Origin of the sequence: Mesoplasma sp. JKS002658 (genome assembly GCF_023566355.1) — a bacterium.
In the GTDB taxonomy this organism is placed as follows: Bacteria; Bacillota_I; Bacilli_A; order Mycoplasmatales; family Mycoplasmataceae; genus Edwardiiplasma; species Edwardiiplasma whartonense.
In genome coordinates, this window is record NZ_JAKNSW010000002.1 from 98,920 (window position 1) to 114,503 (window position 15,584).

27 protein-coding genes are annotated in these 15,584 nt (G+C 35.8%); 26 read left to right on the forward strand and 1 reads right to left on the reverse strand.

What is annotated here, in order from left to right:
• Positions 1–13 precede the first annotated feature (13 nt).
• The 23 genes from rpsC (at position 14) to LD125_RS02605 (ending at position 11,698) form a co-directional block, all read left to right on the forward strand.
• Complete coding sequence (gene rpsC, locus LD125_RS03990; protein WP_250136350.1) at positions 14–805, forward strand: 30S ribosomal protein S3; 792 nt, start codon at positions 14–16, stop codon at positions 803–805.
• 2 nt (positions 806–807) lie between these two features.
• Positions 808–1,227, forward strand: a complete 420-nt coding sequence (gene rplP, locus LD125_RS02500) for a 50S ribosomal protein L16 (protein WP_250136351.1) — start codon at positions 808–810, stop codon at positions 1,225–1,227.
• The gene (gene rpmC / locus LD125_RS02505; protein ID WP_250137513.1) at positions 1,220–1,633 is read left to right on the forward strand and encodes a 50S ribosomal protein L29; all 414 of its coding nucleotides are present in this window, start codon (positions 1,220–1,222) and stop codon (positions 1,631–1,633) included. The genes rplP and rpmC overlap by 8 nt, the downstream gene beginning before the upstream one ends.
• A complete protein-coding gene (gene rpsQ, locus LD125_RS02510) occupies positions 1,617–1,877 on the forward strand; it encodes a 30S ribosomal protein S17 (RefSeq protein WP_250136353.1) in 261 nt (86 codons plus the stop codon). The genes rpmC and rpsQ overlap by 17 nt, the downstream gene beginning before the upstream one ends.
• A gap of 25 nt (positions 1,878–1,902) precedes the next feature.
• Positions 1,903–2,271, forward strand: coding sequence for a 50S ribosomal protein L14 (gene rplN, locus LD125_RS02515; protein ID WP_250136354.1), 369 nt, complete (start codon positions 1,903–1,905; stop codon positions 2,269–2,271).
• A gap of 12 nt (positions 2,272–2,283) precedes the next feature.
• Positions 2,284–2,601, forward strand: a complete 318-nt coding sequence (gene rplX / locus LD125_RS02520) for a 50S ribosomal protein L24 (protein WP_250136355.1) — start codon at positions 2,284–2,286, stop codon at positions 2,599–2,601.
• A gap of 17 nt (positions 2,602–2,618) precedes the next feature.
• Positions 2,619–3,164 (forward strand): 50S ribosomal protein L5, encoded by a 546-nt coding sequence (gene rplE / locus LD125_RS02525; RefSeq protein WP_250136356.1) that lies wholly within the window; start codon positions 2,619–2,621, stop codon positions 3,162–3,164.
• 27 nt (positions 3,165–3,191) lie between these two features.
• Positions 3,192–3,377: a type Z 30S ribosomal protein S14 gene (locus LD125_RS02530; protein ID WP_250136357.1), complete on the forward strand. Its 186-nt coding sequence runs from the start codon at positions 3,192–3,194 to the stop codon at positions 3,375–3,377.
• A 24-nt stretch (positions 3,378–3,401) separates the two neighbouring features.
• A complete protein-coding gene (gene rpsH, locus LD125_RS02535) occupies positions 3,402–3,791 on the forward strand; it encodes a 30S ribosomal protein S8 (RefSeq protein ID WP_250136358.1) in 390 nt (129 codons plus the stop codon).
• Between the two features lie 14 nt (positions 3,792–3,805).
• Positions 3,806–4,348 (forward strand): 50S ribosomal protein L6, encoded by a 543-nt coding sequence (gene rplF / locus LD125_RS02540; RefSeq protein ID WP_250136359.1) that lies wholly within the window; start codon positions 3,806–3,808, stop codon positions 4,346–4,348.
• Positions 4,349–4,365: 17 nt separating this feature from the next.
• Entirely contained in the window at positions 4,366–4,719 is a 354-nt protein-coding gene (gene rplR, locus LD125_RS02545; RefSeq protein ID WP_250136360.1) for a 50S ribosomal protein L18, read from the forward strand.
• Between the two features lie 14 nt (positions 4,720–4,733).
• Complete coding sequence (rpsE, locus tag LD125_RS02550) at positions 4,734–5,402, forward strand: 30S ribosomal protein S5 (protein WP_374982219.1); 669 nt, start codon at positions 4,734–4,736, stop codon at positions 5,400–5,402.
• A 17-nt stretch (positions 5,403–5,419) separates the two neighbouring features.
• Positions 5,420–5,857, forward strand: coding sequence for a 50S ribosomal protein L15 (rplO, locus tag LD125_RS02555; protein WP_250136361.1), 438 nt, complete (start codon positions 5,420–5,422; stop codon positions 5,855–5,857).
• Positions 5,858–7,342 (forward strand): preprotein translocase subunit SecY, encoded by a 1,485-nt coding sequence (gene secY / locus LD125_RS02560; RefSeq protein ID WP_250137512.1) that lies wholly within the window; start codon positions 5,858–5,860, stop codon positions 7,340–7,342. It abuts the gene before it with no gap.
• A gap of 13 nt (positions 7,343–7,355) precedes the next feature.
• A complete protein-coding gene (locus tag LD125_RS02565; protein ID WP_250138372.1) occupies positions 7,356–7,997 on the forward strand; it encodes an adenylate kinase in 642 nt (213 codons plus the stop codon).
• 9 nt (positions 7,998–8,006) lie between these two features.
• The gene (map, locus tag LD125_RS02570; protein ID WP_250137115.1) at positions 8,007–8,771 is read left to right on the forward strand and encodes a type I methionyl aminopeptidase; all 765 of its coding nucleotides are present in this window, start codon (positions 8,007–8,009) and stop codon (positions 8,769–8,771) included.
• 2 nt (positions 8,772–8,773) lie between these two features.
• Entirely contained in the window at positions 8,774–8,995 is a 222-nt protein-coding gene (gene infA, locus LD125_RS02575; RefSeq protein WP_096862479.1) for a translation initiation factor IF-1, read from the forward strand.
• Positions 8,996–9,037: 42 nt separating this feature from the next.
• The gene (rpmJ, locus tag LD125_RS02580) at positions 9,038–9,151 is read left to right on the forward strand and encodes a 50S ribosomal protein L36 (RefSeq protein ID WP_096862480.1); all 114 of its coding nucleotides are present in this window, start codon (positions 9,038–9,040) and stop codon (positions 9,149–9,151) included.
• A 38-nt stretch (positions 9,152–9,189) separates the two neighbouring features.
• Positions 9,190–9,555, forward strand: coding sequence for a 30S ribosomal protein S13 (gene rpsM, locus LD125_RS02585; RefSeq protein WP_250136365.1), 366 nt, complete (start codon positions 9,190–9,192; stop codon positions 9,553–9,555).
• Between the two features lie 20 nt (positions 9,556–9,575).
• Entirely contained in the window at positions 9,576–9,965 is a 390-nt protein-coding gene (gene rpsK, locus LD125_RS02590) for a 30S ribosomal protein S11 (RefSeq protein ID WP_250136366.1), read from the forward strand.
• 6 nt (positions 9,966–9,971) lie between these two features.
• Positions 9,972–10,919, forward strand: coding sequence for a DNA-directed RNA polymerase subunit alpha (locus tag LD125_RS02595; RefSeq protein ID WP_250136367.1), 948 nt, complete (start codon positions 9,972–9,974; stop codon positions 10,917–10,919).
• Between the two features lie 17 nt (positions 10,920–10,936).
• Positions 10,937–11,296, forward strand: a complete 360-nt coding sequence (rplQ, locus tag LD125_RS02600) for a 50S ribosomal protein L17 (RefSeq protein ID WP_250136368.1) — start codon at positions 10,937–10,939, stop codon at positions 11,294–11,296.
• Between the two features lie 93 nt (positions 11,297–11,389).
• Entirely contained in the window at positions 11,390–11,698 is a 309-nt protein-coding gene (locus tag LD125_RS02605) for a hypothetical protein (RefSeq protein ID WP_250136369.1), read from the forward strand.
• Here the strand turns inward: LD125_RS02605 and LD125_RS02610 are convergent.
• Positions 11,695–12,165 carry a dihydrofolate reductase gene (locus LD125_RS02610; protein ID WP_250137510.1) on the reverse strand — a complete coding sequence of 157 codons (471 nt, stop codon included), beginning with the start codon at positions 12,163–12,165 and terminating at the stop codon, positions 11,695–11,697. The two genes, LD125_RS02605 and LD125_RS02610, sit on opposite strands and share 4 nt — an antisense overlap.
• Before the next feature lie 126 nt (positions 12,166–12,291).
• On the opposite strand from LD125_RS02610, the gene LD125_RS02615 reads away from it, so the two are divergent.
• The 3 genes from LD125_RS02615 to LD125_RS02625 all read left to right on the forward strand — a co-directional run bounded on the left by LD125_RS02615 (position 12,292) and on the right by LD125_RS02625 (position 15,584).
• Positions 12,292–13,524, forward strand: coding sequence for an energy-coupling factor transporter ATPase (locus tag LD125_RS02615; protein WP_250137509.1), 1,233 nt, complete (start codon positions 12,292–12,294; stop codon positions 13,522–13,524).
• Positions 13,525–13,646: 122 nt separating this feature from the next.
• A complete protein-coding gene (locus LD125_RS02620) occupies positions 13,647–14,558 on the forward strand; it encodes an energy-coupling factor transporter ATPase (RefSeq protein ID WP_374982226.1) in 912 nt (303 codons plus the stop codon).
• A gap of 21 nt (positions 14,559–14,579) precedes the next feature.
• Positions 14,580–15,584: an energy-coupling factor transporter transmembrane component T family protein gene (locus LD125_RS02625; protein WP_250137507.1), complete on the forward strand. Its 1,005-nt coding sequence runs from the start codon at positions 14,580–14,582 to the stop codon at positions 15,582–15,584.

The window sequence follows — 15,584 nt, forward strand, 5'->3', positions numbered from 1 at the left end:
AGGAGAGAGAATAATGGGACAAAAAGTATCACCAAATGCCTTACGTTTAGGAATTGTAAGGGATTGAGAAAACCGTTGATATGCGGAAAAAGAAGAGTATGTAAAGTGATTAAACCAAGATATTAAGATTCGTCGCAACCTTTTAGTTTTATTAAAGGATGCTGCGGTATCAAAAATCGATATTGAACGTACTAAAAAAGAAATTACTTTAATTATTCGTACTGCTCGTCCAGCAATCGTGTTGGGAGCAGAAGGGAAAAACATTGAAAAGATTGCTTTGACTGTGAAAAAAACCGCTAAGGATAAAAACTTAAAGGTTAGTGTTAAGGTAGTTGAAGTTCGTAATCCTGATGCTGATGCCACTCTAGTTGCTCGCTGAATTGGTGAACAAATTACCAACCGGGCATCATTTAGAACGGTGCAAAAATTAGCCATTCGCCGTGCTTTAAAGGCGGGTGTAAAGGGAATTAAAACCTCTGTTTCTGGTCGATTGGGAGGCGTTGAAATGGCGCGGACTGAAGGATATTTAGAAGGTTCAGTACCACTTTCTACTTTAAGAGCAAACATTGATTATGCTTTATACGAAGCAAAAACTACTTATGGTCAAATCGGAGTAAAGGTGTGAATTAATCATGGAGAAATCATTGGAAAATTCACCCGTAGCGAAACTCCAGAATTAGGGAAAAATCCTCGTAACGACCGTCGGGACTCACGTCGTCCTCGTCGCGAAGGAAACAATCCCAACTACCGCAATAATGCTCGTAAAACGACCCCTGAAGGGGAAAACCAAGGAGGGAAGAGATAGTTATGTTAATGCCTAAAAGAACAAAATATCGTAAACCTCACCGTGTTAGTTATGAAGGAAAAGCTAAAGGAGCTAAAAAAGTCGACTTTGGTGAATATGGATTAATGGCCTTGGATGGTGCTTGAATTACTGCTCGTCAAATTGAAGCAGCGCGGATTGCTATGACGCGTTATATGAAACGGGACGGGAAAGTTTGATTGCGAATTTTCCCCCAAATGGCAAGAACAAAAAAACCTGCTGAAGTACGGATGGGATCTGGAAAAGGGAATCCTGAAGAATGAGTAGCAGTTGTTAAACAAGGAACTGTGATGTTTGAAGTGGGCGGAGTGAGTGAAGAAGTTGCTCGTGAAGCGCTTCGCTTAGCAATGCACAAGTTACCAATCAAATGTAAATTTGTGAAGAGAGGTGAGATTAATGCCTAAAACAAACCAAATTAATGATTTAAGAAAATTAAGTGTTGAAGATTTAATTAAAACTGGTGAAGAAAAACGTGCCGAGTTATTTGCGTTGAAATTTCAAGCGGTATTGGGTAGTTTAGAACAAACTCACCGTATTAAACTCATTAAAAAAGAAATTGCTCGGATTGAACTGGTGCTAGGAGAGTTAAAACACCAAGGGCAAGACACTAATAAAACCATTAAGGCTGATTATAACAAGGCTGTCGAAGCAGCTGATCTTGATGGGAAAAAAGTGCGTGAACAACAACTGAAAAAAATTGAAGAATTACAAACAAAAATGCAACAAGACCAAGAAGATGGGGCAGCTGATAGTTTAACTACAGCTGTTGAAGAAGAAGCAAAAGGAGATGCTGATGATGGAAAGAAATAAACGTCGGGTTTTAACTGGAAGAGTCGTGTCTGACAAAATGGACAAGACAATCACTGTTTTAGTTGAAACTTATAAAAACCACCCAATTTATAAAAAACGCGTAAAGTATTCAAAGAAATACAAAGCTCACGATGAACAAGAAATTGCTCATATCGGTGATCGCGTCGAAATTATGGAAACTCGTCCCCTTGCTGCTACTAAAAACTTCCGTTTAGTGCGAATTGTGGAAAAAGCTGTACTTTAGTACTTAGTAAAGGAAAAATTGAGAGATGATTCAAGAATTAAGTAAGTTAAAAGTTGCTGATAATTCCGGAGCAAAGGAATTAAGAGTGATTCGGAACCTGGGTGGTTCAAAAAAGAAGTTTTCTAGCATTGGTGATATTGTTGTAGCTTCAGTAATTAGTGCTACTCCTGGAGCAGTAATTAAAAAAGGTCAAGTTGTGAAAGCAGTAATTGTACGCACAACCCGAGAACTACGTCGCGGGGATGGTACTTATATTAAATTTAGTGAAAATGCAGCAGTTTTGGTCAAAGAAGATAAAAACCCACGGGGAACTAGAATCTTTGGTCCAATTGCTAGAGAGGTAAAAGAAGCTGGGTTTGTGAAGATTTCTTCACTTGCTCCCGAAGTTTTATAGGAGAACAAGATAATGGCAAAAGCAAAATTATTAAAAGGTGATATTGTCAAAGTAATTGCTGGTTCTCACAAAGGAGCAACCGGGCCAATTACCTGAATATCAAAAGATAAAACCAGAGTGTCAGTCCAAGGAGTGGAAGTGGTTAAACACCAAAAACCTAATCAAACTGATACTCAGGGGGGGTTAAAACAAATTCCTGCAACAATTCATATTTCAAATGTTGCCTTTGTTGATCCCAAGAAAAAAGATGCCACTACTCGCATCGGATTCCAAGTAGTTGATGGAAAAAAACAACGAGTAGCCAAAAAATCTGGACAAGCAATTAAATAGGAAAGGAACAAGTCAAGATGAATAAAAGTCGCGTAGAAGTAAACTACAGGGAAAACATCGTTCCTGAATTATTTAAAGAATTTGAATATAAATCAGTGATGCAAGTTCCAAAAATTAGTAAAATCGTCATTAATATGGGAATTGGGGATGCAGTGCATGATTCAAAAAGAATTGAAGAAGCAGCTGGAGAACTTGCTCTAATTACTGGCCAAAAACCTTTGATTACCAAAGCAAAAAAATCTTTAGCAGTCTTTAAGTTGCGTGAAGGAATGCCAATTGGAGTCAAAGTAACCCTAAGAGGGAGAAAGATGTATGATTTCTTAGATCGTTTAATTAACGTTTCTCTTCCTCGTGTTCGTGATTTCCGTGGAGTTTCAAAAACTGCCTTTGATGGGTTTGGAAACTATACTTTAGGAATCAAAGAACAAATTATCTTCCCTGAAATTGATTATGATAAAGTGCAAAAAATTCGGGGAATGGATATTACGATTGTGACAACTGCGAAAAATAACCAAGAAGGACAGGCCCTTTTGGACAAAATGGGAATGCCTTTTGCAAAATAATACTCAGAAAGGAATTGAGAAGAAAAAATGGCAAAGAAATCATTAAAAGTAAAACAAGCCAAACACCAAAAGTTTAGGGTGAGAAACTACACTCGTTGTAAAAACTGTGGTCGTCCTCACGCGGTGTTAAAAAAGTTTGGTATTTGCCGTCTATGCTTTAGAAAGTATGCATACGATGGCCAAATTCCTGGTGTAAAAAAGGCCTCATGATAGAGAGATTAAAAGGAGAATAGAGAAATGACAACAGATGTAATCGCAGATATGTTAACCAGAATTCGGAATGCGAACCAACGTTACTTACCTCAAGTGATCATGCCTGCAAGTAAGATGAAAATCCAAATTGCAGAGATTTTAAAAAACGAAGGGTTTATTGAAGCATTCGAAGTGGTTGGTGATGTGAAAAAAACTTTAACTATTACTTTGAAATACAAAGGAAAAATCCGGGTAATTCAAGGGTTGAAAAAAATCTCAAAACCAGGCCTAAGAGTTTATGCACCAGCAAATCAAATTCCTCAAGTATTAAATGGGTTAGGAATCGCAATTGTTTCAACATCACAAGGAATCATGACGGGAAAAGTCGCTCGTAACCAAAAAATTGGTGGCGAAGTCTTGGCTTTTGTCTGATAGAAAGGGAGTTAAATATGTCACGTATTGGAAATAGATTATTAACCATCCCTGCGGGTGTTGAAATTAGTGTTCAACCAAATAATGAAGTGATGATTAAAGGACCAAAAGGAACTTTAACAAGAGTCTTTTCACCATTAATTAAAATTGAACAAGTTGATCAACAATTACACATTACTCGGAGTAATGAAAACAAGCACACCAAACAATTACACGGAACGACTAATTCAATCATTAACGGAATGATTGAAGGGGTGTTTCAAGGATATACTAAAGAATTAGAAATCGTCGGAGTTGGGTATCGTGCTCAGGTGAATGGAAACAAAGTTAACCTTTCTTTAGGTTTCTCTCACCCAGTAGAATACTTGATTCCCGAAGGAATTAGTATTGAAGCACCAAAACCAACGCGTTTGGTAATTAAAGGGATTGATAAACAATTGGTTGGTCAAACTGCTGCTGATATTCGGTCATATCGTCGTCCTGAACCTTATAAAGGTAAGGGAGTGAAGTATGTTGATGAACACATTATTAGAAAAGAAGGGAAAGCAGCTGGTAAATAGGCTGTAAGAGGTAGGAAATGAAATATACAAAACCAGAAGCAAGAAAACGCCGTCACTTTCGGGTACGTAGCAAGATCAGTGGTACACCTAACTGTCCACGCTTAAATGTTTATAAATCAAACACTAACTTCTATGCCCAAATTATTGATGATACGACTGGAACAACCCTAGTTTCAGCATCAACTTTAAAAATGACCGATTTAAAAAACAAGGCAAACATTCAAGCAGCAATTGCTGTGGCTGGAGAGTTAGCTAAAAAAGCAAAAGACGCTAAAATCGAAGAAGTGGTCTTTGACCGTAGTGGTTATTTATATCACGGAAAAGTCAAAGCATTTGCTGAAGCGATGCGTGAAAACGGAATTAAATTCTAGAAAGGACAATGATGATGACACAAATTGATAAAAACCAAACTACTGTTAATGTAGTAGAACAACCTAGTGCTGATGACCAAAATTCATCAGCACCAAGAAATAACGATCGTCGTTTTTCTAAGCCACGTCGTGATAACAAAAACAACCGTCGTCCTCGCGTTGATCAAAAACAAGAATTTGAAGAACGAGTAGTAACAATTCGTAGGGTTACTAAAGTTACCAAAGGAGGAAGACACTTCCGTTTTGCTGCTGTTGTTGTGGTTGGAAACAAGAAAGGACAAGTTGGTTTTGGGACTGGTAAAGCTAACGAAGTGCCTGATGCAATCAAAAAAGCGGTAAAAGAAGCTCATAAACACCTTATTAGAGTACCTTTACGAGGAACAACAATTCCTCACGAAGTGTTAGGAAACTTTGGGGCTGGGAAAGTGTTAATTAAACCAGCTAAAGAAGGAACAGGGGTAATTGCTGGAGGACCAGCAAGAGCAGTGATTGAATTAGCAGGAATTGGTGATATTTATGCTAAATCATTAGGATCAAATAGTCCAATCAACATGATTCGTGCCACAATTGCTGGATTAGAAAACATCCAAACCAGAAATCAGGTGCAAGCTTTACGTTTTAGTAAAGAACCACAAGTTGACCAAATTAAGGTTGATAATAAAGAACAACAACAAGAAGGCTAGTAGGGAGTGAATAAACGATGAAATTACACGAATTAAAAGCAACCACTGGTAGTCGAAAGAAAGAAACCAGAATTGGTCGCGGAACTGGGTCTGGAAAAGGGAAAACTGCCACTCGTGGACACAAGGGGCAAAACTCACGTAGTGGAGGGGGAACTCGTCCAGGATTTGAAGGGGGACAAACTCCTTTGTTTAGAAGAATTCCAAAAATCGGTTTTAACTCCCATAATCAAAAGGAATATGTTTTAATTAACTTAGACCAAATCGAAAAGTTCACTTTTGATGAGATTAACCACCAAACTTTAGTGGAAAACAAGATCATTAAAAATGATAAAGTCTTAGTAAAAATTTTGGCAAAGGGAACTTTAACTAAAAAGGTTAAGGTAAAAGTAAACAAAGTTTCTCAATCATCAAAAGCCATGATTGAAAAAAACGGGGGAACTGTTGAGGTAATTTAGGTGGCTAAGGTAGTTAAAACTAAACAAAATAAATTAACTAGATTGCACAAAGAGCCTAAGAAGGTAAAAGTTAACGATTTTGACAAAAATAATTTCTTTGTAAAAAACAAGGACTTAGTTTTGCGAATCGTTTTTACTTTTTTTGTGCTAGTAATTATTCGGGTGGGAATGTTTTTAACTGTTCCTGGGGTTACAATTGATCAAAAAGCAATGCAAGAAGCTCAGGGAATGGATTTTTTCCAACTGATGTCTACTTTAGGGGGAGGAAGCATTGGGAAGTTCTCGATTCTTGCTTTAGGAGTTTCACCCTTTATTACTGCTTCAATTATTGTGCAGTTGTTATCAACTGATGTGATTCCAGTTTTAGCTAACTGGGCTAAGTCTGGAGAACGAGGAAGAAAAAAACTCGACCGTTTAACCAAAATCTTGATGGTTCCTTTTGCGATTATGCAAGCAGAAGCCACAGTCTTTACTCTTGCGAACATGAATGGTGGGGCAAACCCGATTATTCGTTTGGCATGAGATACAGCTGGAGATCAAGTGGGAATGGCTCCTGCTGCCTTCTATTATGTTTTGATTCCCTTAGTGATGTTAGCAGGATCATACTTGATGTTATGAATCTCTGATCAAATTACCACCAGAGGGGTAGGAAACGGAATTTCGATTGTAATTTTCTTAGGAATTATCACCACTTTTCCTAACAACTTTAAGTCAAGTTATCAATACTGAATTTCAACTAATCACGAAGCTGCAGGAGTGCTGTTTAGTGGAATTATTAAGTTTGTGATTTATGTTGTAGTTTTCTTGTTAATTATCTTCTTTGTGGTATTAATGAACGAAGCAGAAAGAAAGATTCCAATTCAGCAAACTGGGTCTGGTTTAGTTAAATCTGAAGACTACACTCCTTATTTACCATTAAAACTAAATAATGCCGGGGTGATTCCTGTCATCTTTGCTTCGGCGATTATTTCTACTCCAATTACAATTGCTCAAATTGTTCGAGCCGGTAGTCCTAACAGCGGGTTTGTTAAGTTTTGTGATAATATCTTATCATTTGGAAGTTGGTGAGGAATTGTTATTTATGCGGTATTAACCATCGCCTTCACCTTCTTGTATGCCCAAGTCCAGATTAATCCTGAAAAGATTGCTGAAAACTTTCAAAAATCAGGAACCTTTATTCCTGGAATTAAACCAGGTAAAGATACTAGTAAATTCTTGGGTGGAACAATTAACCGGCTTTCGATTATTGGGGCTTTCTTCTTGGCGATAATTGCAGTATTACCATACATTATTTCTAAGATTACTGGTTTACCAAGTCAATTTGCCATTGGAGGAACGGGATTAATTATTTGTATTTCTGTAGCGATTCAAACAATTCAACAAGTCAAGGGAAGATTGATCCAACAATCATTTATTGACAAGAAAAAACAAAAGTTTAGTGATAGTGATTTGGTGAAATCAGAACGAGAATCACATATTTGATAGAAGGAGATTGATGATGAATATTATTTTATTGGGAGCTCCGGGTTCTGGAAAAGGAACTCAAGCAGAAAAACTGGTTACAAATCAAGGATTTATCCAATTCTCAACTGGGGATGTTATGCGAAAGGAAATCGAAGAAAATACTGTTCTTGGTAAAGAATGTAAAAAGTACATTGATCAAGGAAATTTGGTCCCTGATGTTCTGGTTAACCAAATGGTAGAAAGCTATTTGGTTAATACTCGTAGTGATAACTTAATTTTTGATGGTTATCCTCGTACCCTTGCTCAGGCCAAAGCTCTTGATGAAATGTTAAAAAAACTTGGTAAGGGAATTGATAAAGTCTTTTATATTCAAGTCAGTGATGAAGTAATCATCGACCGGATTTCCAACCGCTTGGTTTGTCCAATGTGCAAACGTAGTTATAATTTAGTTGGTCGTCCTCCAAAAACACCTGGGATTTGTGATTATGATGGAACTAAGTTGGTACGGAGAAGTGATGATGAACCAGCAAAGGTAATAATTAGATTAAAAGAATATGAAAAAAATACCAAACCTTTGGTTGATTATTATCATAGTATTGAAAAAGTAATTAAAATTCCTGGTCATGATAGTGATGCTAATGTCGCTTATCAACAAATTTTAGAAAGTTTAAAATAAGAACGTCAAATGATTAAAATTAAAACTAAGGCAGAAATTGAAAAAATGCGAATAGCAGGAAGTGTTTTAGCTGAAGGATTACAGTTACTTAACACTAAAGCTCAGGTCGGGACGAATTTACTTGATCTTGACCAAGCGTTTGCCGAATTTTTAAAGACTAAAAACTGTTTGCCGAATTTTTTAGGATATCAAGGTTTTCCAAAAAACATTTGTATTTCAATTAATGACCAATTAGTTCACACAATTCCTCAAGATCGGGTGATTCTTGAGGGTGACCTTGTTTCAATTGATGCTGGGTGTATGTATCAAGGATACAATGCGGATGCAGCTTTTAGCAAAATTTGTGGTGAACCAAAAAGCAAAAAAGATGTTATACTTATAGAGGTGACTGAAAAATCGTTGGAAATGGCTATTAACGTGGTAAAACCAGGGGCAAGAATTGGTGACATCGGCGCAACAATTCAAAATTATGTGGAAAGTTTTGGGTTTTCTGTGCCACGAGATTATGCTGGTCATGGGATCGGTTTAGATATGCATGAAGATCCCTTTATTCCCAATTATGGAACTTTTAATAGTGGACTGCGTTTACGTGAAGGAATGGTTATTTGTATTGAACCAATGGTTCAACAAGGGAGTCGTTTTACTAAAACTGGTCCTGACGGGTGGACCGTCTATTCAGTTGACCACCAGAACAGTGCTCATTTTGAACATACTATTTTAGTGACCAAGACTGGTTGCGAAGTTTTAACTCGTAATAAAGGAGAAAAAGAATAGATATGGCTAAAGAAGATTTATTAGAAGTCGATGGGACTGTTGTAGAAGTATTGCCCAACGCAATGTTTAAAGTGAAATTGGAAAACGATGTTATCATTGATGCCCACGTGTCAGGTAAAATCCGGATGAATTACATTCGCATTTTACCTGGAGATAAGGTAACAGTTGCGATTTCACCATATGATATGACACGTGGAAGAATTACTTATCGTTTTAAAGGATAAGTATATAACTAAGAATTGTGGAAAGATGGAGGAGCTAGTCAGATGAAAGTAAGATCATCAGTCAAAAAAATTTGCGACAATTGTCGAGTAATTAGACGTAAGGGACGTGTAATGATTATTTGTATCCACCCAAAACATAAACAACGTCAGGGTTAAACCTTGAAAGAAAATTAAGAGAAAGGGAAGAATAATAAATGGCTCGTATTAATGGAGTAGAAATACCAAACAATAAAAGAGTAGTGGTTGCTTTAACCTATATTTATGGGGTAGGAAACAGTACTGCTCAAAAAATCTTAAAAAATGCCCAAATTTCAGAAGATGTGCGGGTAAAAGATTTAACTGAAGAACAAATCAAAGATATTACTCAAGAACTAGGAAGTGTAAAAACCGAAGGGGATTTACGTCGAGAAGTTTCTTTAAACATTAAACGTTTAATGGAAATTGGGAGTTATCGAGGAATTCGCCACCGTAAGAGTTTACCAGCGCGTGGACAATCTTCAAAGACCAATGCAAGAACTGTTAAAGGTCCAAGAAAAACTGTCGCCAATAAAAAGAAATAGTTAGATAGGAGTAAATCAAAATGGCAAATAAAAAACCACAAACTAAAAAGAAAATCAAGAAAAATATTCCTAAAGGAATTGCTCATATTCATTCTACTTTTAACAACACTATTGTTACAATTAGTGATGAAAAAGGGAGCGTTCTTGCTTGATCAAGTGCTGGAGCTTTAGGATTTAAAGGATCAAAAAAATCTACTCCTTATGCTGCTCAGTTGATTGCTGAAGCAGCAGGAAAAGGGGCAATGGATAACGGGGTGCGAAGCATTTCTGTTGAAGTTAAAGGCCCAGGACCAGGAAGAGATGCTGCAGTGAGAAGTTTACAAGCAGTTGGTTTAGAAATTTCTTCAATTAAAGATACCACACCAATTCCCCACAATGGTGTGCGTCCTAGAAAACGTCCAAGAGGTTAAGTTACGATGAAACAATTTATCAGACCAGAATTCAATCTTCTTAAAGAAGAAAAATCTACCTCTTATGGGGAATTTATGGTGGAACCATTAGAAAGAGGTTTTGGCACTACACTTGGTAATGCCTTACGTCGCACCCTATTAGCAGCAACCCCAGGAGCTGCAGTTTATGCGATTAATCTAAAGGGAGCAAACCATGAATTTGCCTCTCTACCAGGGATTGTAGAAAATGTTTCACGTATTGTCCTTAATATTAAACAATTGATTTTAAAGATTGATACCAAGATGTATGGTGATGAAACTGTTGAGTTAAAGATCAATAGTACTACTGCAGGGACAGTTACTGCTAAAGACATCAACCTTCCTGCTGGAGTTGAAGTTTTAAATCCAGAGTTAGTGATTGCTACTTTAGCTGATGGAGGAGTTTTAGATTTAACCCTATTTGCTCGTAATGGTCGTGGGTATCGTTCTTTCAAAGATAATAAAGAAGAAGTGAAAGAAGTTGGGTTAATTACTATCGATTCTAACTATTCACCAATCGTTAAGGTTGCTTATCACGTTGAACCAACTAAGATTGGTCGTAGCATTGATTTAGAAAAACTAATTTTAGAAGTTACTACTGATGGAAGTTTAACCCCAGTTGCGGCAATTTCAGTTGCGGCAAAAGTTTTAACTGCACACCTAGAATACTTCATTAATTTAGATGCAGAAATTAATGATTTAGAAGTAATTGGCACTGAGGAAGAAGAAGATCAAGAGTTAGATCAAAATATTGATGATTTAGATTTAACCCAACGTTCTTTAAACTGTTTAAAACGTGCTGGAGTTGAAACTTTACGTGATTTAGTTTCTCGTTCTGAAGATGAAATTCAAGAAATTAGAAATTTGGGTCGTAAATCATTTAAAGAAATTAAAGACCGCGTGGCTAGTTTAAATTTAAACTTCAAACAAGTATAAAAAGAGAGGATTAATTTATGTCATACATTCAAAAAAGAGGGCAAAACACTGCTTGAAGAGAGTCATTAATGCGTAATTTAACAACCGAGTTAATCCTTAATGAATCCTTACAACTTACCCAAACCAGAGCAAAAGAATTACAAGTGCACTTTGATCACATGATTACTTTAGCAAAACGTAATGATTTACACGCTCGTAGACAAGCAAGTGCTTGATTGCGAAACATCCAAGCAAATGAAAAGGAAACTGCGTTGCAAAAACTTTTCACCACCTTGAATAAACGTTATCAAGATCGTAATGGTGGGTATACCAGAATTCTAAAACTAGATAACCGTAAAGGCGACAATGCCCCAATGGTTTTAATTGAACTGGTTTAAGAAAGTCTTTTTAAAAAAGATACTAGTCGTTTTAGTATCTTTTTTTCTGTCTTATGATATTCTTAAAATGGAACTTTTTAAGGAGGTGCTGTCATGTTGATTTATAACAATAAAAATCAAAAAGAAGGTTTTTTCCAAGAAATGAAAAACAATCATTTTTATCAATCGATGAGTTTTGAGCAAGCTTGAGATTGATACTACACCATCCAATCTTTAAAAATATACAACCAGAATGTTAAAAAAATTCTTAGTCTGGATGCTTATAATGTTGATCCTACGATGCGAGTTTTTGAAGGTAAGATGGAATTAATAACTCACGAAGTGCAAGACTTTTTTCTTTGTTATGAAACTGATCAACTTCATCCAGTTTTAATTGTTAATTATCGTTTTCCACTTAGTTAGATTCTTAAAAAAGTGTAAACGCTAAACTCGGGATAAACTTTGGTTTCGACTACTTTTCAAACCTTTGGATCAATTTCTGGGGCGTATGTGTCACCTGGGTAATCTTGATCAATAATGCTAACAACTAGTTTGTTAGCTTTTTTTATCACTTGATCAAAAACTTCTCTGCCTCCAATTATCATTAATTCCTCTACTTGATTTGTATACTGTTCTAAAAAAGAATCAAGGTTAGTGATAACTTCTACTTGATGAGGGAAATTGTTTCTACTTTGATGGGTTAAAACAATGTTTTTGCGTCCAGGGAGTGGTTGGATGTGCAAAGCATCTCAAGTTTTTCGCCCCATTAAAACTGATTTATTTAAAGTCTGTTGTTGAAAATGTTTCATTTCATCAACAAGTTTTCATGGCAACTGGTGATCTTTTCCGATTACCTTTTTTTTGGTTTGAGCTCAAATTAAAGTGATCATGTTTTCCTTTCTTGAAGAGTTTAATTATAATTTATAATCAAATTAAGGAAGCGATTTCGCTTTCTTTTTATTTATAAAAAGTATAAACTAATAATAATTATTTGTTGATTAGAGGAGCTTATTTTCATGGAAAAAAATCAGGATTTTTCAACCTATTTAACAGAAAAGCTCAATCAAAGTGATTTAGATGCTTATTCGCAAAAACTTAATAGTTTAAATCAGGATGTTAACAACAGCTTGGAAGTTTTTCTGTCCGCTAAAAAAAAGTACCATCACCAACTAATTACTCGTATTGAGTATCAACAAGCTAAGACTAATTATCATCAAGCCAAAGCGAATTATCAAGAACTAATTAAAATTAAGGCGTTTAAAAATAACTTAGTTAATATTAATAGTTTGGTAAAATCTACTTCTGTTAGTGATCCAAGTTATGAAACGATAATTAATGAACAAAAAGCAGCGCAAAAGTTGTACGCAGAATTTAAAGAAGTAGTAAAGAGCCAGGGTAGGTTGGGGAATTTAGAAAAACTTTCTCCTGTTGCAATTGAGATTAAAGACTTAGCTTTTCGTTATGATGAAGACGAACCCTTAGTGTTAGATGATATTAACCTAAAGATTAACCATGGTGAATATGTTGCAATTGTTGGTCACAACGGGTCAGGTAAATCAACGTTATCTAAGCTGCTTATTGGGGTATTACAACCAGATGAGGGGAGCATTAAAATTTTTGGTAATTTAATGCAAGATAATAATGTTGAGAAAGTTCGTCAGTTTGTGGGGATTGTTTTTCAAAATCCAGATAACCAGTTTATTGGTTCAACAGTCCAAGATGATATTGCTTTTGGTTTAGAAAACCATCGGGTTGATCCTGCATTAATGCCCACAATTATTCAAGCATCAGCTACCAGGGTAGGAATGGAAAACTTTTTAGATAAAGAACCTTTAATGCTCTCTGGAGGACAAAAACAGCGTGTAGCAATTGCTTCAACTCTGGCCTTAGATTCTGATATTATCATTTTTGATGAAGCCACAAGTATGTTAGATCCTAAGGGTAGACGTGAAATTAAAGAAATCATGGTAGATTTAAAGAATGAAGGTCAAAAAACAATCCTGTCGATTACTCACGATATGGATGAGATTTTAAATGCTTCAAAAGTAATGGTTTTAAATCAAGGTAAAATGGTGCGTTTTGGCGATCCCGCAACAGTTATGGGAGATAAGGAATTTTTGCGCGGCATTGGGTTGGAATTACCCTTTGTTTCAATGGTTGAAGATGCGTTAAATAATAAGGGAATTAAAGTTCAAGAAGGGGCCAAGAACTTGGCAGAATTGGTGGATCATTTATGCGCGCTAAAATAATTCAGCAATGAAAAGAATATCAGCTAAATAGACAAGCTGCCAAAAAAGCTAAACAAGAACAAAAAAAAGCCGATAAGGCTCAAAAAAAGGTTGATAAATTAAATAATCAACCCTATTTAACGATTTTAAAACAAGCAAAAAAAACTAAACAAAAGTTTGATTATCAAGATGATATTTTGTTAAAAGACGTTTCTTATGTTTATTCAAAAAACTCTCCTTTTGAATTTAAAGCACTAAATAAAGCTACTATTAGTTTAGCTAAAAATAAGATTACTTGTATTATTGGTACTACTGGTTCGGGAAAATCAACTTTGATTCAATTAACTAATGGTTTATTGATTAGTGAAACTGGCGTTTCATTGATTGGTGATTATCCCATTCCTGCAGGAATTAAAAAAATCGTTAATGTCAAAGAATTGAGAAAAGAAATTGGGTTAGTTTTCCAATTTCCCGAATACCAGTTATTTCAAGATACTATCGAAAAAGATATTGCTTTTGGACCAATTCATTTGGGAGAAAGCAAGGCTAAAGCGTTAAAAGCCGTTCCTGAATTATTAACTTTAGTTGGTTTACCACCCCACTATGCTACTCGTTCACCTTTTGAATTATCAGGAGGACAAAAACGTCGGGTAGCGATTGCAGGAATTTTAGCTTTGGATGGTAACACGCTAGTTTTAGATGAACCAACAGGGGGATTGGATCCTCAGGGTGAAGATGACTTTATGAATTTATTTTTAAACTTAAACCAACAGTATCATAAGCGGATCATTATGGTGACTCACAACATGGATCAAGTTTTAAGAATTGCTGATGAAGTAATTGTGATGCATAATGGTCAACTTTATAAGAAAGATAGTCCCTTTAAAATCTTCTCTGATGAAGAATTATTAAAAAAGATGGAAATCGAACCACCAAAAATTTATGAGTTATTGTATGCTTTGAAAGCCAAGGGAATTGATTTAACGACAAAAGAAATTCGAACTATTGATGATTTCACTGCAGCATACCAAGATTATTTAACTACCACCCATTAACTTTTAGAAAGGAACAGTTTCATGCGTTTAACATTTGGCCGTTATATTCCCTTAAATTCCCCTGTCCATAAAATGGACCCACGGTTTAAACTTTTGATGATTATCCTTTTAATCATTGCGATTTTCTTTCCAGTTGGTTACACGGGATACTTATTTTTATCAGCAACGATTTTTAGTTTATATCTCTTAGCCCGATTACGATGAACAATGCTGTTTCGCCTTTTGCTTCCTGCGATGATTATTTTTGTGGTGATTTTGATTATTAATATCTTTTTGATGAAGTTAACAGGCGAGATGACTACGGGGTTATTGGCTAATCAAGGTGATTATAGTCAGTATTATCATGAAGTTGCTAACCATGGGTATAGTGGTTATCTTCCAGGTCCCTATGTTGATATTCTGACTGAAAAGGGGCCTGAGATTTTAAAAGTTACTGGTTTGGGTCACTTCTATCATTGAAAAGCGTTTTGATTTAGTGAAAAAGCCTTATACAGTGCTTTACTAATGGCTTGAAGAATTTTCTTAATGATCACTTTAACTACAATCATTACTGGGACTACTCAACCACTAGAAATTACGTTAGGATTAGAAGATTTACTTTCACCCTTAAAACTTATTGGAATCCCAGTTTACATTCTTTCGACAATTATTTCAATTGCTTTAAGAATGATTCCGACCCTGATGGATGAAGCAGGAAGAATTATGAAAGCTCAAGCTTCACGGGGAATTGATATTAAAAACGGAAGTTTTAAAGATAAGGGAAAAGGTTTGGTTTCTTTAATTATTCCTTTATTGGTTTCTTCATTTCAAAAGGCTGAAGACCTTGCTTATGCGATGGATGCTCGGGGTTATGATCCTCACGCTGCTCGTACTCGTTTCCACCAATTTAGTTTTTCTGTGGTTGATTTAATCATTTTTGCTGTTGGCACAAGTATGGGAGTTTTAATGATTGTTTATTCTCAAGTTTATCCAACCACTAGCGCTTTAATGCACCTACCCTATATTGATGTCTTAACTGCTTACTAA